The sequence below is a fragment of the Klebsiella sp. JB_Kp004 genome, from assembly GCF_040065795.1.
Lineage (GTDB): Bacteria > Pseudomonadota > Gammaproteobacteria > Enterobacterales > Enterobacteriaceae > Klebsiella > Klebsiella quasipneumoniae.
The window spans coordinates 1-17,640 of sequence record NZ_JBEAKW010000011.1 but is presented as its reverse complement, the minus strand read 5'-3'; the positions used below and the strand labels follow the sequence as shown (position 1 = coordinate 17,640).

The window sequence follows — 17,640 nt, the reverse complement described above, 5'->3', positions numbered from 1 at the left end:
GACCGGTACTGTTCATCGTTGAGGCGTCATATCCTTATGGTGAAAGCAGGCGTAAATCACCGGCAGAACCAGCAACGTCAGCACGGTGGCGAAGGCCAGACCGAACATAATCACCACTGCCATACTCTGGAAAAAAACATCGCGCAGCAGCGGGGCAAGGCCAAGCACGGTGGTGAAGGCGGTCAGCAGGATCGGCCGCAGACGAGATGTTGCCGCATCAATGATCGCTTGTCGTTGATCTTTCTCCTGTTTTTGTTGCTCTATCTCTTCCACCAGCACAATGCCGTTGCGGATCAGCATGCCGCTGAGGCTGAGAAGGCCGATTAAGGCCATAAAGCCGAAGGGGATGCCGGTCAGCAAAAAGCCGGGCGTGACGCCGATCAGCGCCAGCGGGACGGTCAGCCAGATGGCGACAGCGTTTCTCAGCGAACTGAACATCAGCACCGTAATGATAAACATCACCAGATAGCCAAGCGGCAGGGTCGTGAACAGCCCTTGCTGTGCTTCACTGGAGTTCTCGGCATCGCCGCCCCATTCGATGCGATAGCCATGCGGCAGCGTCAATGCGTCAATGCGCGGTTTCACCCGGGCGAGAATATCACCCGAGGTTTGGCCGCTTTGCGGGCTGGGATCGGTCTGGACCGTCAGCACCCGGGTGCGATCCCGGCGGAGAATCAAGGGATCTTCCCACTCCAGGGAGAAGCCATGGATGACGTTACTCAACGGGATATACTGCTGGCGGCTCTGGCTCCAGACCAGCACGTTATGCAGATGGTTGGCATCCTGTCGCTCCGCTGCCGGCGGCCGGACGATCACCGGCAGCAGATCGGCGCCCTCGCGATATAACCCGGCGCGACTGCCGGAGAAATTCATCTCCAGCGCGTTATCAATGTCCTGTTTATCCACCCCCAGCTCGCGCCCCAGCGCTAGGGAGTACTGCGGGCGGATCACCTTGCTGCGGTTCTGCCAGTCGTTACGCACGCTGTCGGTCGCCGGATCCTCAGCGAGAATATCGCTCACCTGACTGGCCAGCGCGCGCAGCGTATCCGGGTCAGGGCCCTTAATGCGCACTTCAATCGCGCTATCGCCGGAGGGGCCGAACATAATGCGTTTGGTGCTGGCGTTTACCTGCGGGTAGTTTCTGGCGATCCAGGTTTCGACGTGGCGGGTGACGGGGGCGATGCCGCGCTGGTCGTCCATCCGCACCATAATCTGCGCGTAGTTGCTGTACTGCCGCTGACCGCTGTAGGTAAGAATAAAACGCATACTGCCCTGGCCAATGGTGGCGACGGTGGTGATCACCCCGGGTTGGCCGGCGATCGACCGCTCAATATCGCGGGTCATCTGCTCGGTGGCGTTAATATCGGTACCGTAGGGCAGCCACAGGTCGACAAAGAAAATGGGCGTATTCGATGACGGAAAGAAATTCTGCCGCACGAAGGTGAAGCCCCAGATCGCCGCGGCCAGCAGGGCGCCCATCAGCACCAGAGTCAGGGTCTTTTGCTGCAGCAGTATTCGCAGCGTCTGCTGATAGCCACGGTAAAAGCGGCCGCGGTAGGGATCGGCTTTTTCCTCCGGCGCGGCGGCCGGCGGGGCGTGTTTAAACAACCACCACTTAATGAGCACCGGAGTGATGGTCAGGGCGGAGAACCAGCTGAGCATCAGGGAGATCAGCAGCACCTGGAACAGGGATTTGCAATACTCTCCGGTGGAGTCCTGCGAGAGGCCAATCGGCGCGAAGGCGAGGATGGCGATGACCGTGGCGCCGAGCAGCGGCAGGGCGGAGCGGCGGATCACATAGTTAATGGCGCCCAGCAGCGGCGATCCTTGCTGGCGGGCGATCAGCACCCCTTCGACAATGACAATGGCATTATCCACCAGCATACTCAGGGCGATGATCAGCGCCCCGAGGGAGATCCGCTGTAACTCGATCCCCCAGACAAACATGATAAGCAGGGTGCCGAGGACGTTGAGCGCCAGCGACAGGGCGATAATGATCCCGCTGCGTACTCCCATGAACACCAGCAGCACGCCGACCACGATCGCCAGGGCCATCAGGAAGTTGGTAATAAAGCCATTGACCGAGTGGGCGACCTCAGCCGCCTGATCGTAAAAAATGGCGATGTCGATACCCGCCGGTTTGTCGGCGGCCATCTGCTGGAGGCGGGCTTCAAGGGCGTGCCCGACGTCAATGACGTTGACGCCAGGAATAAAAGAGACCCCCATGGTCACCGCCTGGCGGCCGTTGGCATGATAAATACTGGACGGCGAGTCAGTCAGCCCGCGCGACAGCGTGGCAATATCCCGCAGTCGAGTGGTGGCGCTGGCGCCGTGAGGGCTGACCAGCAGATCCCCCAGTTCCTCGATGCTTTGAAACTCCCCGGTGGGGTGTAGGCGGATCGATTCGCTGCCAACGCGGATCTCTCCGGCGCTGGACACCACGTTGAGCCGGGTCAGGATAGCGGCGAGCTGGTTGAGCGTGATCCCGCGCGCCGCCATTTTCGCCAGCGAGATATCAACATTGATCTGTTGCGGAATGACGCCGCCGATAGCGACTTTACCGACCCCAGGAACCAGCACCAGCTCCCGACGCAGCTGTTCGGCATAGCGCACCAGCTCGGGGTTGGTAAAACTGTCGCCCGAGATAGCGAAGAAAAAGCCAAACACATCGCCAAAGTCATCGTTGACGAAGGGGGTCACTACGCCAGGGGGGAAAAGTCGGCTGGCGTCACCGACGCGGCGACGTAGCTCATCCCAGATTTGCGGCAGCTCGCTGGAATGGTACTGCGAAGCGATATTCACCGTAATTTGCGATAGGCCATTTGAGGAGATGGAGCTGACGTTATCCAGTGAGGGAAGCTGCTGAATCGCGTTTTCCAGCGGCAGGGTCACCTCCTCCTCCACCTGTTGAGCGGACGCGCCCGGGTAGTGGGTCACGATCACCGCCGTTTTGATGGTGAAGGCAGGATCTTCCAGACGGCCGATATTGAGCAGGGCGAACAGACCACCCCCCCCCAGCAGCAGAATGGCTAACCAGACGCGGGTCGGGTTATTAATAAACTGACGGGAAATGTCCATTTATAATCCTCGTTCACGCGTCCAGATCCGCACCGGCTGCCCGGCATGCAGCTCGCTCACGCCCGCCGCGACCACCTCTTCACCCGCGCGGAGACCGTCGGTGATGGCCACTCCCTGCGAGGTCACCTCGCCGACCGTGACCTTGCGCTCCTCAAGAAACCGATGCGCGTTGTCGCCTTTCACCACCCAGACGACCGGTTCATTCTTCGGCCGGTTATCCGGGTTAAACACCGCCTCTACCGGCACCATGAGCGTTTCCCTTCCAGCGCTGGCCGGTAAATTGCCGAGATTGACCGTCACGGTGCCGCTGACCCCGCCGACGGTGGGAAAATCATCCGGCCGCGGCATGGTTAAAATGATCTGCCAGGTAAGGGTGCTGTTGTCGCTGCTGCCGGTATGCTCTTTGTATTCCGCCGTAAATTCGCGGCCCGGCAGGGTATTGATCCTGACGACGGGGCGGTAGGCGGTATTGCGGATATCCAGGGAGGTGAACAGATTTTCGGGAATGCTGAAGACCACATCCAGCAGGTCGGTACGCGTCAGGGTGATCACCGGCTGGCCGGCGGCGACCACCTGATGGTTGCGGATATGCACGCCGGCGGCAATCCCGCCGAAGGGCGCGGTGAGGCTCATTTGCGCCAGCTCTTCACGGGCGATTTTTAAGGCCGCGTTGGCGGCATCGCGATTGGCGCGCTGCACGTCCATCTCCGCTTGGGAAATCGCCTGACGTCCCGCCAGGGTCTGGAAGCGATCAAACTGACGCTGGGCGAGGGTAGCCGCCGTCTGTCGCTCATTGACCCGCTGTTGGGCCTCGCGGGCATTCAGGCGCGCCAGCGTTTGCCCCTGGGCGATGGTCGCCCCCTGGCGAATATCCAGCGATTCCACCTGGCCCCCCCGCTTAAACGACAGCTCGGTGGAGTCGCCAGACTCGATACGTGCCGGAAACGTTCGCTGCTGGGTATTGCCCACGGCGGTCACCTGCGCCACCTTGACCATGCGCGGGGCGGACTCGACGGACGGCGATTTCTGATCGCAAGCGGTTGTAAATAAAATAACAACCGGGATGAGAGAAAAATAACGGTTCACAGTATTCCCCTCAGATTCAGGATTTATTTTACATTTTTATTACGCGGCGCACGCTTATTCGGCGAGGGCGGCGACAACCAGATAGGTGAATAGTCCCACCAGCGTGCAGGCGACAATGGCCAGCGCGACAAATAATCCCAGACGTAACAGGCTATAACCAAACATGATTTTCTCCCTTTACTCCCACCCGAACCGCGAATGTCATTTAATTCGGCCCCCCACGGTGACCACCGGACATTCGGAGCGGCACTCCTGCTTGTAATCAGCATAGTCGGAGAAAAGGTGAAGTGTTAAAAAAGAGCATACCGCAAGCGGCAGCGGCACTGTTGGGGAAAACGCAGGAGATCTGCAGGGAATATGTGGTTTTTATAATATTTTTCAGTCTATTAATCCGTCATTTTCTAATGTTAATTTTCCTGTGCTACGTTTAATAACATCTATTCCGCTCGCCGCTTCTGTTGTTGAGATTTCGTTCCTCCCCAAGTATGGGGTTATTCATCACTACGCATTGTATTGGTAATAAAAGGATTATCTCATGTATAAAAATATCGTTGTTCCCGTTGACGTGTTTGATGCAGGCCTGGCCGACAAAGCCCTCTCTCATGCGAAATTCCTCGCCCAGCATTCTTCCGGGCAAATTCATCTTATCCATGTCATTCCGGCATTCTCTCCGGTATTAACGCGCGGATTTATCTCTGATGCGCGAAAGATGGAAGACCATTTGATTAATACCGCTAAGGAAAAACTGACTGAGCTGGTCAAAAAAAATGGCCTTGCGGAAGACGCCAGCCATCTTTATGTGCGCAGTGGCAATGTTCGCGATCAAGTGATTGCTCTGGCCGATGAGCTACAAGCGGACGTGGTGATTGTCGGTTCGCGCAATCCGGGGATTCAGACTCACCTGCTGGGCTCGGAAGCGGCCAATATCGTGCGCTATGCCCATGTACCGGTTTTCGTTGTGCGCTGATGACGGCGGGATGTCGTCCTGACTTCCGCTTCAGAAATCGAGGGAGAGAGTATGAATACAGATAAACCGGGGGCGCCCTATTATCAGCGCTCCGTCGAGGAGACGCTCGCCAGCGTACAGAGTTCGCCGGACGGGATTAGCGGAACAGAGGCGGCCACGCGTCTGCAGCAGTATGGCGAAAACGCCCTGCCGCAGAAGCCGGGTAGACCCGCCTTGCTGCGTTTTATTGTGCATTTTAACGATGTGCTGATCTACGTCCTGCTGGCGGCGGCGCTGCTGAAGGCGGTAATGGGCCACTGGATCGACATGTCAGTGATCCTCGCGGTGGCGGTGGTCAATGCGCTGATCGGCTTCATTCAGGAGAGTAATGCGGAAAAATCCCTGCAGAGTATCCGCAATATGCTGTCCAGCGAGGCGGTGGTGATCCGACAGGGCAACCATGAAACCATCCCCACCACCTCGCTGGTACCCGGCGATATCGTGGTGATCCGCGCCGGCGACCGTATCCCCGCCGATTTACGGGTGATTGAGGCGCACAACCTGCGGGTGGAAGAGGCGATCCTCACCGGCGAGTCGACGGTGGTGGAAAAAACCACCGAGCCGCTAAGCGGCGATTTACCGCTCGGCGATCGCAGCAACCTGTTGTTTTCCGGGACCACCGTCAGCTCAGGGGCGGGGAAAGGGATCGTGGTGGCCACCGGCGGCGATACCGAGCTGGGCCACATCAACCAAATGATGGCGGGCATTGAGAAGCACCGCACGCCGCTGCTGGTGCAGATGGACAAGCTGGGCAAAGCCATCTTCATCCTGATTCTGGTGATGATGGCGGCGCTGTTCGTCTTTAGCCTGCTGTTCCGTGATATGCCGGTCTCCGAACTGATGCTGTCGTTGATTAGCCTTGCGGTGGCGTCGGTCCCGGAAGGGTTGCCGGCGATTATCTCGATTATTCTGTCGCTCGGCGTGCAGGCGATGGCCCGCCAGAAAGCGATTATCCGCAAGCTGCCGACGGTAGAAACCCTCGGCGCGATGACCGTTATCTGTTCGGATAAAACCGGGACCCTGACCATGAACGAAATGACGGTGAAGGCGGTGATCACCGCGGACAGCGTCTATCGGGTGGAAGGGGACAGCTATGAGCCGGTCGGTAAAATCCATGCTATCGACGACCCGACGCCGGTTGCGGTGGCGCCAGGATCGCTTCTTGAGCGCTATCTGCGCACCATCGATCTGTGTAACGACAGCCAGCTTATCAAAGAGGAAAGCGGGCTGTGGAAAATCACCGGCGGCCCCACCGAGGGGGCATTGAAGGTGCTGGCGGCGAAGATAACCCTGTCGCCGCAGCCCAGCGAGCTGCGCAGTAAAATTCCTTTTGATTCGCAATATAAATACATGTCGACGCTTTACCGGCTGGGCGAAGAGGAGGTGGTGCTGGTCACCGGCGCGCCGGATGTTCTGTTCCGCCTGTGCCAGTATCAGCAGAGCGACAGCGGGTTGCAGCCGCTGGATCTCCCGTACTGGGAAAGCAAAATTGAAGAGTACGCCCGGGAGGGGCTGCGAATGGTGGCCGCGGCCTGGAAGCCGGCTGCCGCAGGCCAGACCGAGCTGACCCATCAGGATCTGCAGCAGGGGGTCATTTTATTAGGGGTTGCCGGGATGATGGATCCGCCGCGTCCGGAAGCGATCACGGCGATTGCCGACTGCCTGCAGGCCGGGATCCGCGTGAAGATGATCACCGGCGACCACCCGCAAACGGCGATGAGCATCGGCAAAATGCTGGGGATTGGCAATGCGGGGAACGCCATTACCGGGCGCGAGCTGGAGGTGATGGACGACGCGCAGCTGAGCGTGGCCGCGCAGCAGTACGATATCTTCGCCCGCACCAGCCCGGAAGATAAGTTCCGTCTGGTGCAGGCTCTGCAGAGCAAGAAAGAGATTGTCGGCATGACCGGAGACGGGGTGAACGATGCCCCGGCGCTGAAGCAGGCTGACGTCGGCGTGGCGATGGGGATCAAGGGGACCGAGGTGACCAAGGAAGCCGCCGATATGGTGCTGACCGATGACAACTTCGCCACCATCGCCAGCGCGGTCCGCGAGGGGCGCCGGGTGTATGACAACCTGAAAAAAACCATTCTTTTTGTCATGCCGACCAACCTTGCGCAGGGGTTACTGATCGTGATCGCGCTGCTGGCGGGCAACGTACTGCCGCTGACGCCGGTGCTGATCCTGTGGATGAACATGGCCACCTCCGCCACGCTGTCGTTTGGTCTGGCGTTTGAAGCCGGTGAGAAAAATATTATGCGGCGGCCGCCGCGCGACCCGAAACTGCACGTGATGGACGGCTTTGCCATCTGGCGCGTGGCGTTTGTGGGGTCGATGATTGCGGTCAGCGCTTTTATTCTCGAAGCCTGGCTGCAGCCGCGCGGCTATTCGCCGGAGTTTATCCGTACCGTGCTGTTGCAGACTCTGGTCACCGCCCAGTGGTTCTATATGCTGAACTGCCGCGTGTCGGATGGTTTCTCGTTGACCAAAGGTCTGCTGGCTAACAAAGGGATCTGGATCGTCAGCGGCGTGCTGCTGGTGCTGCAGCTGCTGATTATCTATGCGCCGTTTATGCAGATGCTGTTCGGCACCACCGGGCTGCCGTTCCGCTACTGGGTGATCACCTTTATCATCGGCTTCGCCATGTTCCTGATTGTGGAGCTGGAAAAACCGCTGACCCGCAAATGGCGGACCGCCTGACGGCGTGACGTGCAGTACGCAAAAGAGAAGAGGGGGCATCGCCCCCTCTCTGGCTGACGACAAACCTGTTTCGTCATTGTGCTCGCATTTCTGCCGGGTGGCGGCATTCGCCTTACCCGGCCTACGAAAGACTTCAATATCAAACCGTTATGCAGTTAGCTGTAGGCCCGCGCAAGCGCAGCGCCGCCGGGCAATTCCTGAAGATTGCACGTTGTCAGCAGTCTGAGAGAGGGCATCGCCCTCTCTTTTATTATGGTTCACGCTTGTTGCGCGTTACTGTTTCGGCTCGGCGACCACGCTGCTTCCCACGCCGCGGTTGTTATATTCCCACATACGGTTGAAGCCGTTGTCGTTGAGGTTGCGCTGCAGATTGCCTTTGTCATCCGCGCTGCCGGTGTTGCCGCTGAACGGACGACCGGAGCCTACCGCCGCCGCCCACGGCTGGGCGATGTTAAAGCCTTCATTGATGGCGCTGTCGCGGATCACGACCTGGCCGTTGCTGTTGCCGTCAACGTCCAGCGCGCGGCCGAGCTGCGCGACGTTATCCCCGGAGGCGGTGAAGCGGCTGTTGGTCGCCAGGAAGCCGTAGGTCACGCTCTTCAGGGTGGCCGGCGCGAAGACGTAGGCTTCTTTCTGAGTACGAGAGTTCACCACGCGGAAGTCGGTGTTATCAAACACCACGGCGCCGCGGCCAGAAACGATATCCACGTCGCCTTCAATATAGCTGTTCGTCACCAGGGTGCGGGTCTGACGGTTGTCCTGCAGACGGTTCTGCACGCCGCTGTTGGTCACGAAGAAGGTGTTCTGGCGGCCAAGAATGTTCACTTTATCAATCTGCACCTGGTCACCATCGCTGCGCAGAGCAACGGCCTGGTGGGTACCGGCATCGACGCTGTCGCCCAGGTTGTTGGCGATGGTCAGGTTCTGCAGCTGCAGGCCGTTATTCTGCGACCAGAAGACCGCGGAGCACATCACGCCGACGGTGGCGGTGGATTTGTTCTGGCAGCTGTCGAACATATACCACGCTGGTTTGCCCGGCATGTATTTGCCACCCGGATTGACCAGACGACGCCAGGTGTTGCGATCCATTTCGGAATCAATGGCTTCGCTGATTTTCACGTCGATCGGTTTATCGCCGGTACCATACAGGGTCAGGGCGCCCGGCGCCGCCGGAACGTAGACGGTGCCCGGGTATTCGCCCGGCATGATGGCGATAAACAGACGACGGTTAGAGTGGCGGGCAATCGCCGCATCCACCGCCGCCTGGACGGTGGTATGCGTCACGCCCTGGGTTCCCGCCGGGCCGACGATAAAGTCAGGCTGCGCCGGCAGGCTGATGGCGGACGGCGTCCAGGCCGCGGCATTGGGGGTCAGCGACTGGAAATAGGCCGCCGGGGTAAAGTTTTTCGCTTCATCGGCGTTCAGAATGGGACGCGCGGTGGTGCCCGGTGCAGTCTGCGTTGAGGGCTGTTGATCGGCAGGCGTCGAGCTACAGGCGGACAGCGTCACGCCGAAGGCCAGCGCCAGCGCCAGACGGGAAACGGAATATGTGTTCATGTTGCTCCGGGCAAAATTAAGCGTAGTGAAATACCCCGGCTGAGACGCCAGGGTATAAGTCCTTTAAAACCTGCTGTTTTATACTAACTTGAACGAAACGGGAAGACGTGGGCTGAAAAACTTACCTTCTTTACGCAATACGCCGCGTCGCCGGACGGTCTCCAGTCACAAATAAATAACATTTACTCGCGCTTTTGTTGACATTCCCGGCGTTATGAAAATAAATGTCTATACAACCCATGACAAGTTGAACGCTATGACTGAAGCCACCTCCGAACGCGTTATCTGGCGAAACGCCCGTCTCGCCACCCAGAACCCTGATGCTTCACAACCGTACGGTCTGCTGGAGCGCCACGCGCTGCTGGTTCGCGACGGTCGCATTGCGGCGATCGTCCCCGAAGATGACCTCCCCAGCGGGCGCAGGATCGATCTCGAAGGCCGGCTGGTCACGCCGGGATTAATCGACTGCCATACCCACCTGATCTTCGGCGGCAGCCGGGCGCAGGAGTGGGAGCAGCGGCTGAACGGCGTCTCCTATCAGACCATCAGCGCCAGCGGCGGGGGGATTAATGCCACCGTGCGCGCCACCCGCGACAGCAGCGAAGCCGAATTACTGGCGCTGGCGCAGCCGCGTCTGGCCCGTCTGCTGCGTGAAGGGGTGACCACCCTGGAGATCAAATCCGGCTACGGTCTCGATCTGCAAAACGAACGCAAAATGCTGCGGGTCGCCCGCCAGCTGGCGCGCGATAACGCGGTGGAACTCTCGGCGACGCTGCTCTCCGCCCACGCCACGCCGCCGGAATATCAAGGCGACGCCGACGGCTATATTACGCTGGTCTGCGACACTATCCTGCCGACGCTGTGGCGGGAGGGACTGTTTGAAAGCGTTGACGTCTTCTGCGAAAACGTCGGCTTCAGCCCGCAGCAAACCGAGCGGGTGTTTCAGGCGGCGCAGGCGCTGGGCATTCCGGTTAAAGGTCACGTTGAACAGCTCTCCTCGCTGGGCGGCGCCCAGCTGGTGAGCCGTTATCACGGACTGTCCGCCGACCATATTGAATATCTGACGGAAGAGGGAGTGGCGGCGATGCGCGAAAGCGGCACCGTGGCGGCCCTGCTGCCCGGCGCGTTTTACTTCCTCAATGAAACCCGCAAACCGCCGGTGGAACTGCTGCGCAAGTACCAGGTGCCGATGGCGGTGGCGACCGATTTCAACCCCGGCACCAGCCCCTTCGCCAGCCTGCATCTGGCGATGAATATGGCCTGCGTCAAGTTTGGTTTAACGCCGGAAGAGGCGTGGGCCGGCGTGACGCGCCATGCCGCGCGGGCGCTGGGGCGGCAGAACAGCCACGGTCAGCTGGCGGCGGGCTTTGTGGCGAACTTTGCCATCTGGGATGCCGAGCATCCGGTCGAGATGGTGTATGAGCCGGGGCGCAGTCCGCTCTGGGGACGCGTGGTACAAGGAGAATGGCAATGATGCTGTGGCAAGCTACGCCCGCCAACCTTTGGCAGGGGCGCGATGATAGTGCGGAAGCGCCGAATGCGCTGCGCCTGTTTCAGACCATCCCCCGCGCGGAACGCTTCGCGCCGCAGGCGCTGCCCGGCGATATCGCGCTGCTTGGCTTCGCCTGTGACGAAGGCGTCCGGCGCAACAAAGGGCGTACCGGAGCGGCTGACGGCCCGGCGACCCTACGCCGGGCGCTGGCCAATATGGCCAGCCATCAGGGCCACGACCGCTGCGTGGATATGGGCACGATTAGCGTCGATGGCGAACAGCTGGAAGCCGCGCATCAGGCGCTGCGCGAGGCGGTGACCGCCTGCCAGCGCGCCGGGAAACGCACGCTGGTTCTGGGCGGCGGCCACGAGACCGCCTTCGGTCATGGCGCGGGGGTACTGGATGCCTTCCCGGGCGAAAAAGTGGGTATTATTAATCTCGATGCGCATCTTGATCTGCGCGTTGCCGAGCGCGCCAGCTCCGGGACGCCGTTCCGCCAGCTGGCGCTGGAGTGTGACGCGCAGCAGCGCGCTTTTCACTATACCTGCATCGGCGTCAGTCGGGCGGCCAACACCCAGGCGCTCTGGGAGGAAGCGGCGCGGCGCGAGGTGGTTATCGTGGAGGATCTCCAGGTGCTGGAGGCCTTCGAAACCCAGGTGCTGGCGGAGCTTGAGCGCAACATCGCGCAGTACGATCGTCTGTATCTGACCATCGATCTCGACGTGCTCCCGGCGCGGGAAATGCCGGCGGTGTCGGCCCCGGCGGCGCTGGGCGTGCCGCTGGCGACCCTGCTGCGCATTGTTGAGCCGCTGTGCCGCAGCGGTAAGCTGCAGGCGGTGGATCTGGTGGAGTTCAACCCGCAGTTTGACATTGACGGTCAGGGCGCCCGCGCGGCCGCCCGTCTGGCATGGCAAATCGTCCATTGGTGGCAGTAGCCATTCCGGTATATTCTGGGTGTTTCGCCGCCCATTTTGCAAAAGGAAAGCCAGGCTATGTTTTCACAGCAACCCCGTTCCGCGCCCGCGCCTTTTTATGAGAAGGTGAAGCAGGCTATCGGTGAAAAAATTCACAGCGGCGTCTGGCGACCGCATGACCGTATCCCTTCCGAAGCGGAGCTGGTGGCCCAGTTCGGCTTCAGCCGGATGACCATCAACCGCGCGCTGCGCGAGCTGACGGATGAAGGCCTGCTGGTCAGGTTGCAAGGGGTGGGGACCTTTGTCGCCGAGCCGAAAGGGCAGTCGGCGCTGTTTGAGGTGCGCAGCATTGCCGAAGAAATTATTGCCCGTCGCCATCAGCACCGCTGCGAGGTGCTGCTGCTGGAGGAGACCCGGGCGGATCATATTCAGGCGGCGGCGCTCAGCGTAGCGGAAGGCACCCGCATCTTTCACTCGCTGATGGTGCATTACGAAAACGAGGTGCCGGTGCAAATCGAAGATCGCTGCGTCAATGCCGCGGTGGTGCCGGACTATCTCCAGCAGGATTATACCGCCACCACGCCCCATGATTATCTGTCGCTGATCGCCCCGTTAACAGAAGGTGAACATATTGTTGAAGCGATGCAGGCCACGGCGGAAGAGTGCGCGCTGCTGCATATTCACGCCCACGATCCCTGCCTGCTGATCCGCCGCCGCACCTGGTCGACAACCCACATCGTCTCCCACGCGCGCCTGCTGTTCCCCGGTAGCCGCTATCGTCTGCAGGGCCGCTTTGGCTCCTGATCCACGCTGGCGTCAGCAAAACGTGATTGCTGACGCAATATAACAAAATTGTATCATTTCTGTTAAATCCTGGCTTGCGCATGCTTGTATAGACAAGTATATGTATCTACGTAAACAACGTTCATTGTCAGGAGAAACCCCGATGTCGCAAAGCAAATATCGCCAGCAGGACGTCCGTGCGCCAAGAGGCACGACGCTGACCGCGAAGAGCTGGTTGACCGAAGCCCCGCTGCGTATGTTAATGAATAACCTCGATCCCGATGTCGCCGAAAACCCGCACGAACTGGTGGTCTATGGCGGTATTGGTCGCGCAGCGCGCAACTGGGAATGCTATGACGCTATCGTGAAGGCGCTGAAGAACCTGGAAAGCGACGAGACCCTGCTGGTCCAGTCCGGCAAGCCAGTGGGCGTTTTCAAAACCCATGAACACTCGCCGCGCGTGCTGATCGCTAACTCCAACCTGGTTCCGCACTGGGCGACCTGGGAACACTTTAACGAGCTGGATGCCAAAGGGCTGGCGATGTACGGCCAGATGACCGCCGGCAGCTGGATCTACATTGGCAGCCAGGGCATCGTCCAGGGCACCTACGAAACCTTCGTCGAAGCCGGTCGCCAGCACTATCAGGGCAGCCTGAAAGGCCGCTGGGTGCTAACCGCCGGGCTGGGCGGCATGGGCGGCGCGCAGCCGCTGGCCGCGACGCTGGCCGGCGCCTGCTCGCTGAATATTGAATGCCAGCAGAGCCGCATCGATTTCCGTCTGCGCACCCGCTACGTGGACGAACAGGCCACTTCTCTGGATGACGCCCTGGCGCGTATCAAGAAATACACCGCCGAAGGCCGGGCTATCTCCATCGCGCTGTGCGGCAACGCCGCGGAGATCGTGCCGGAGCTGGTGAAACGCGGCGTGCGCCCGGATATGGTCACCGACCAGACCAGCGCCCACGACCCGCTGCACGGCTATCTGCCGAAAGGCTGGAGCTGGGAAGCGTATCAGCAGAAAGCTGAATCCGATCCGCAGGGCACCATTCTGGCGGCGAAACGCTCGATGGCCGACCACGTGCAGGCGATGCTGGCCTTCCATGAGATGGGGGTGCCGACTTTCGACTACGGTAACAACATTCGCCAGATGGCTCAGGAAGTGGGCGTCAGCAACGCCTTCGATTTCCCGGGCTTCGTGCCGGCCTATATCCGCCCGCTGTTCTGCCGCGGTATCGGTCCGTTCCGCTGGGTGGCGCTCTCCGGCGATCCGCAGGATATCTACAAGACTGACGCGAAAGTGAAAGAGATCATCAAGGATGATAAGCATCTGCACCATTGGCTGGATATGGCGCGCGAGCGCATCAGCTTCCAGGGACTGCCGGCGCGTATCTGCTGGGTCGGTCTGGAATGGCGGCAGAAGCTGGGCCTGGCGTTTAACGAAATGGTGCGCAGCGGCGAAGTCTCCGCGCCGATCGTGATTGGCCGCGATCATCTTGACTCCGGCTCCGTCGCCAGCCCGAACCGCGAAACCGAAGCGATGCGCGACGGCTCTGACGCGGTCTCTGACTGGCCGCTGCTGAATGCGCTGCTCAACACCGCCAGCGGCGCGACCTGGGTGTCGCTGCACCACGGCGGCGGGGTAGGCATGGGCTTCTCGCAACACTCCGGGATGGTTATCGTCTGCGATGGCACCGATGAAGCGGCAGCGCGTATCGCCCGCGTCCTGCACAACGACCCGGCCACCGGTGTGATGCGTCATGCTGACGCGGGGTACGAGATTGCCATTGAATGCGCGGCAGAACAGGGTCTGAATCTTCCGATGGTGGCGGCAACGCAGGGGAACGCGAAATGAAATCTTTAACTCTGATCCCGGGTCAACTCAGCCTGTCGCAGCTCCGCGACATCTACAGCCACCCGGTGAATATTACCCTCGACAGCGGCGCGTTTGCCGCCATTGACGAGAGCGTGGCCTGCGTCAACGCTATCCTTGCCGAAGGGCGGACCGCCTACGGCATCAACACCGGTTTTGGCCTGCTGGCGCAGACCCGTATCTCGACGGAAGATCTGGAGAACCTGCAGCGTTCGCTGGTGCTGTCCCATGCGGCGGGCGTTGGCGAGCCGCTGGACGATGACCTGGCGCGCCTGATTATGGTGCTGAAGATTAACAGTCTGTCCCGCGGATTCTCCGGGATCCGCCTGAGCGTGATCCAGGCGCTGATTGGCCTGGTGAATGCCGGCGTGACGCCGTGGATCCCGGCGAAAGGCTCCGTCGGCGCCTCCGGCGACCTCGCGCCGCTGGCCCATATGTCGCTGACCCTGCTTGGCGAAGGTAAAGCGCGGGTACGCGGCGGCGACTGGCTGCCGGCCACCGAAGCGCTGCGTCAGGCGGGACTGGAGCCGATTACCCTGGCGGCGAAAGAGGGGCTGGCGCTGCTCAACGGCACCCAGGCGTCGACCGCTTTTGCCCTGCGCGGTCTGTTCGAAGCCGAAGATTTGTTCGCCTCCGCGGTCGTCTGCGGGGCGTTAACCACCGAAGCGGCGCTGGGCTCCCGTCGTCCGTTTGATGCGCGCATCCATGAAGTGCGCGGCCAGCGCGGGCAGATTGACGCGGCGGCGCTGTATCGCCATCTGCTGACCGACGACAGCGCGATCTCGCTGTCGCACCATAACTGCAGCAAGGTGCAGGACCCGTACTCCCTGCGCTGTCAGCCGCAGGTGATGGGCGCCTGCCTGACCCAGATCCGCCAGGCGGCTGAGGTGCTGCTGGCCGAAGCCAACGCGGTGTCCGATAACCCGCTGGTCTTCGCCGCCGAGAATGACGTGATCTCCGGCGGTAACTTCCACGCCGAGCCGGTGGCGATGGCGGCGGATAATATCGCGCTGGCGATTGCCGAAATCGGCTCGCTCTCCGAGCGTCGCATCGCGTTGATGATGGACAGCCATATGTCGCAGCTGCCGCCGTTCCTCGTCAAAAACGGCGGGGTGAACTCCGGGTTTATGATTGCCCAGGTCACGGCGGCGGCGCTGGCCAGTGAAAACAAAGCGCTGTCGCACCCGCACAGCGTCGACAGTCTGCCGACCTCCGCCAACCAGGAAGACCACGTCTCGATGGCGCCGGCGGCCGGTCGCCGCCTGTGGGCGATGGCCGAGAACACCCGCGGCGTACTGGCCGTCGAGTGGCTGGCGGCGGCGCAGGGGCTGGATATGCGCGAAGGGCTGACCACCAGCCCGCTGCTGGAAGAGGCGCGCCATCTGCTGCGCGAACGCGTCCCTCACTATACGCAGGATCGCTACTTCGCCCCGGATATCGATAATGCCATTGCGCTTCTGGCGGCCCGTCACCTGACGCGTCTGCTGCCTGCGGTACTGCCAGGCCTGCACTAATCACCGTTGTTCTCTGTACCCGCGTCGGGGGAAATCATTCCCCCGACCGCCCTACATCGCATATTTGTCGTCAAATAAAAAAACCAGGACACCTGTATATGCAACAACAACACAAGCCACATCTGCTGCGCGGGCTCAATGCCCGACACATTCGATTTATTGCGCTCGGCTCCGCGATCGGCACCGGGCTGTTCTATGGCTCGGCTTCCGCCATCAAGGCGGCGGGCCCGGCGGTGCTGCTGGCCTATTTGATTGGCGGCGCGGCGGTGTTTATCGTCATGCGCGCGCTGGGCGAGATGGCGGTGCGCAACCCGGTTTCCGGCTCCTTCGGCAGCTATGCCCGCCAGTATCTCGGCCCGCTGGCCGGGTTTATTACCGGCTGGACCTACACTTTTGAAATGGTAATCGTCGCCCTGGCCGACGTGACCGCCTTCGGCATCTATATGGGATTGTGGTATCCCGATGTCCCGCGCTGGATCTGGATCCTCAGCATCATCTTCTTTATCGGCGCCATGAACCTGTGCAACGTGCGGGTGTTCGGCGAGATGGAGTTCTGGCTGTCGCTGGTGAAGGTGGTGGCGATTATCGCCATGATGCTGGCGGGGGCGGGGATCATCTTCTTTGGCTTCGGCCATAGCTTCCCGGCCACCGGGCTGGAAAATCTCTGGAGCCACGGCGGCTTTGCCCCTAACGGCTGGCAGGGCGTTATCGCTTCGCTTGGCATCGTGATGTTCGCCTTCGGCGGGGTGGAGATTATCGGCGTCACCGCCGCGGAAGCTAAGGATCCGAAGAAGGTCATCCCGCAGGCCATCAATACCATTCCGCTGCGCATTATCCTGTTCTACGTCTGCACCCTGGCGGTGCTGATGGCGATTTTCCCGTGGAACAGCTTTGGCGAGCAGGGGAGTCCGTTTGTGCTGATTTTCGACGGTCTGGGGATCCCGGCGGCGGCGACAATCCTTAACATCATCGTGATCAGTGCCAGCATCTCGGCGATTAACAGCGATATCTTCGGCGCCGGACGCATGATGTATGGCATGTCGAAGGAGGGGCTGGCGCCGAAAAGCTTCCAGCGCATCGCCAGCAACGGCGTACCCTGGATGACGGTGGTGGTCATGGGCGGCGCGCTGCTGGCGGCGGTGGTGCTGAACTATCTGATCCCCGAGCAGGTATTTGTGCTGATTGCTTCGCTGGCGGCATTCGCCACGGTGTGGGTATGGCTGATGATCCTGCTGTCCCATTTCGCCATGCGCCGTAGTTTGTCTGCCGAAGAGCGCAGCCAGATTGCTTTCCCCGTTCCGTTCTGGCCGGTGGCACCGCTGTTAACGCTGCTGTTTATGGGGCTGGTCATCGCTGTGCTGGGGATGTTTGCCGAGACGCGGATGGCGCTGATCGCCGGCCTGGTCTGGCTCGGGCTGCTGACGGTGGTGTGGTACGCGCGGGTGCGTAAAACCGCGCTGCAGGTTATCACTGAGCAGTAAATCAGATCTCCCCGGCGGCGCTGCGCTTACCGGGGCGACGAGGTATGAGCCTGTGAGAGGACCCCGTAGGCCGGGTAAGGCGCAGCCGCCACCCGGCACAAAATCGGCTCTGTGCCTGCTGTCATCGCCCGGTGGCGCTGCGCTTACCGGGCCTACGAG

At 60.7% G+C, this 17,640-nt stretch carries 11 protein-coding genes; 8 read left to right on the top strand and 3 right to left on the bottom strand.

Going from position 1 to position 17,640, the window contains the following annotated elements:
- Positions 1-12 precede the first annotated feature (12 nt).
- Both ABLX76_RS12395 and ABLX76_RS12390 read right to left on the bottom strand, forming a co-directional pair.
- A complete protein-coding gene (locus tag ABLX76_RS12395; RefSeq protein ID WP_348874595.1) occupies positions 13-3,078 on the bottom strand; it encodes an efflux RND transporter permease subunit in 3,066 nt (1,021 codons plus the stop codon).
- A complete protein-coding gene (locus ABLX76_RS12390) occupies positions 3,079-4,164 on the bottom strand; it encodes an efflux RND transporter periplasmic adaptor subunit (protein WP_023288901.1) in 1,086 nt (361 codons plus the stop codon).
- A 535-nt stretch (positions 4,165-4,699) separates the two neighbouring features.
- Between ABLX76_RS12390 and ABLX76_RS12385 the strand changes: the two genes are divergently transcribed.
- Together ABLX76_RS12385 and ABLX76_RS12380 are read left to right on the top strand one after the other, a co-directional pair.
- Positions 4,700-5,131, top strand: coding sequence for a universal stress protein (locus ABLX76_RS12385; protein WP_086076255.1), 432 nt, complete (start codon positions 4,700-4,702; stop codon positions 5,129-5,131).
- 51 nt (positions 5,132-5,182) lie between these two features.
- Positions 5,183-7,870, top strand: a complete 2,688-nt coding sequence (locus ABLX76_RS12380; protein WP_348874593.1) for a cation-transporting P-type ATPase — start codon at positions 5,183-5,185, stop codon at positions 7,868-7,870.
- 273 nt (positions 7,871-8,143) lie between these two features.
- Here the strand turns inward: ABLX76_RS12380 and ABLX76_RS12375 are convergent, their stop codons facing one another.
- On the bottom strand, positions 8,144-9,427 hold the full coding sequence (locus tag ABLX76_RS12375) for a putative acyl-CoA thioester hydrolase (protein WP_101977960.1): 1,284 nt from the start codon (positions 9,425-9,427) through the stop codon (positions 8,144-8,146).
- A 214-nt stretch (positions 9,428-9,641) separates the two neighbouring features.
- On the opposite strand from ABLX76_RS12375, the gene hutI reads away from it, so the two are divergent.
- The 6 genes from hutI to ABLX76_RS12345 all read left to right on the top strand — a co-directional run bounded on the left by hutI (position 9,642) and on the right by ABLX76_RS12345 (position 17,481).
- On the top strand, positions 9,642-10,901 hold the full coding sequence (gene hutI, locus ABLX76_RS12370) for an imidazolonepropionase (RefSeq protein WP_348874590.1): 1,260 nt from the start codon (positions 9,642-9,644) through the stop codon (positions 10,899-10,901).
- Positions 10,898-11,854, top strand: coding sequence for a formimidoylglutamase (gene hutG / locus ABLX76_RS12365; RefSeq protein WP_348874588.1), 957 nt, complete (start codon positions 10,898-10,900; stop codon positions 11,852-11,854). The genes hutI and hutG overlap by 4 nt, the downstream gene beginning before the upstream one ends.
- Positions 11,855-11,911: 57 nt before the next feature.
- The gene (locus ABLX76_RS12360; RefSeq protein WP_348874587.1) at positions 11,912-12,637 is read left to right on the top strand and encodes a histidine utilization repressor; all 726 of its coding nucleotides are present in this window, start codon (positions 11,912-11,914) and stop codon (positions 12,635-12,637) included.
- A gap of 142 nt (positions 12,638-12,779) precedes the next feature.
- On the top strand, positions 12,780-14,468 hold the full coding sequence (hutU, locus tag ABLX76_RS12355; RefSeq protein WP_065804719.1) for a urocanate hydratase: 1,689 nt from the start codon (positions 12,780-12,782) through the stop codon (positions 14,466-14,468).
- The gene (gene hutH, locus ABLX76_RS12350; RefSeq protein WP_023288909.1) at positions 14,465-16,000 is read left to right on the top strand and encodes a histidine ammonia-lyase; all 1,536 of its coding nucleotides are present in this window, start codon (positions 14,465-14,467) and stop codon (positions 15,998-16,000) included. Before hutU ends, hutH begins: the two co-directional genes overlap by 4 nt.
- A 98-nt stretch (positions 16,001-16,098) precedes the next feature.
- Positions 16,099-17,481, top strand: coding sequence for an amino acid permease (locus ABLX76_RS12345; protein WP_348874586.1), 1,383 nt, complete (start codon positions 16,099-16,101; stop codon positions 17,479-17,481).
- The last annotated feature ends 159 nt before the right edge of the window (positions 17,482-17,640 follow it).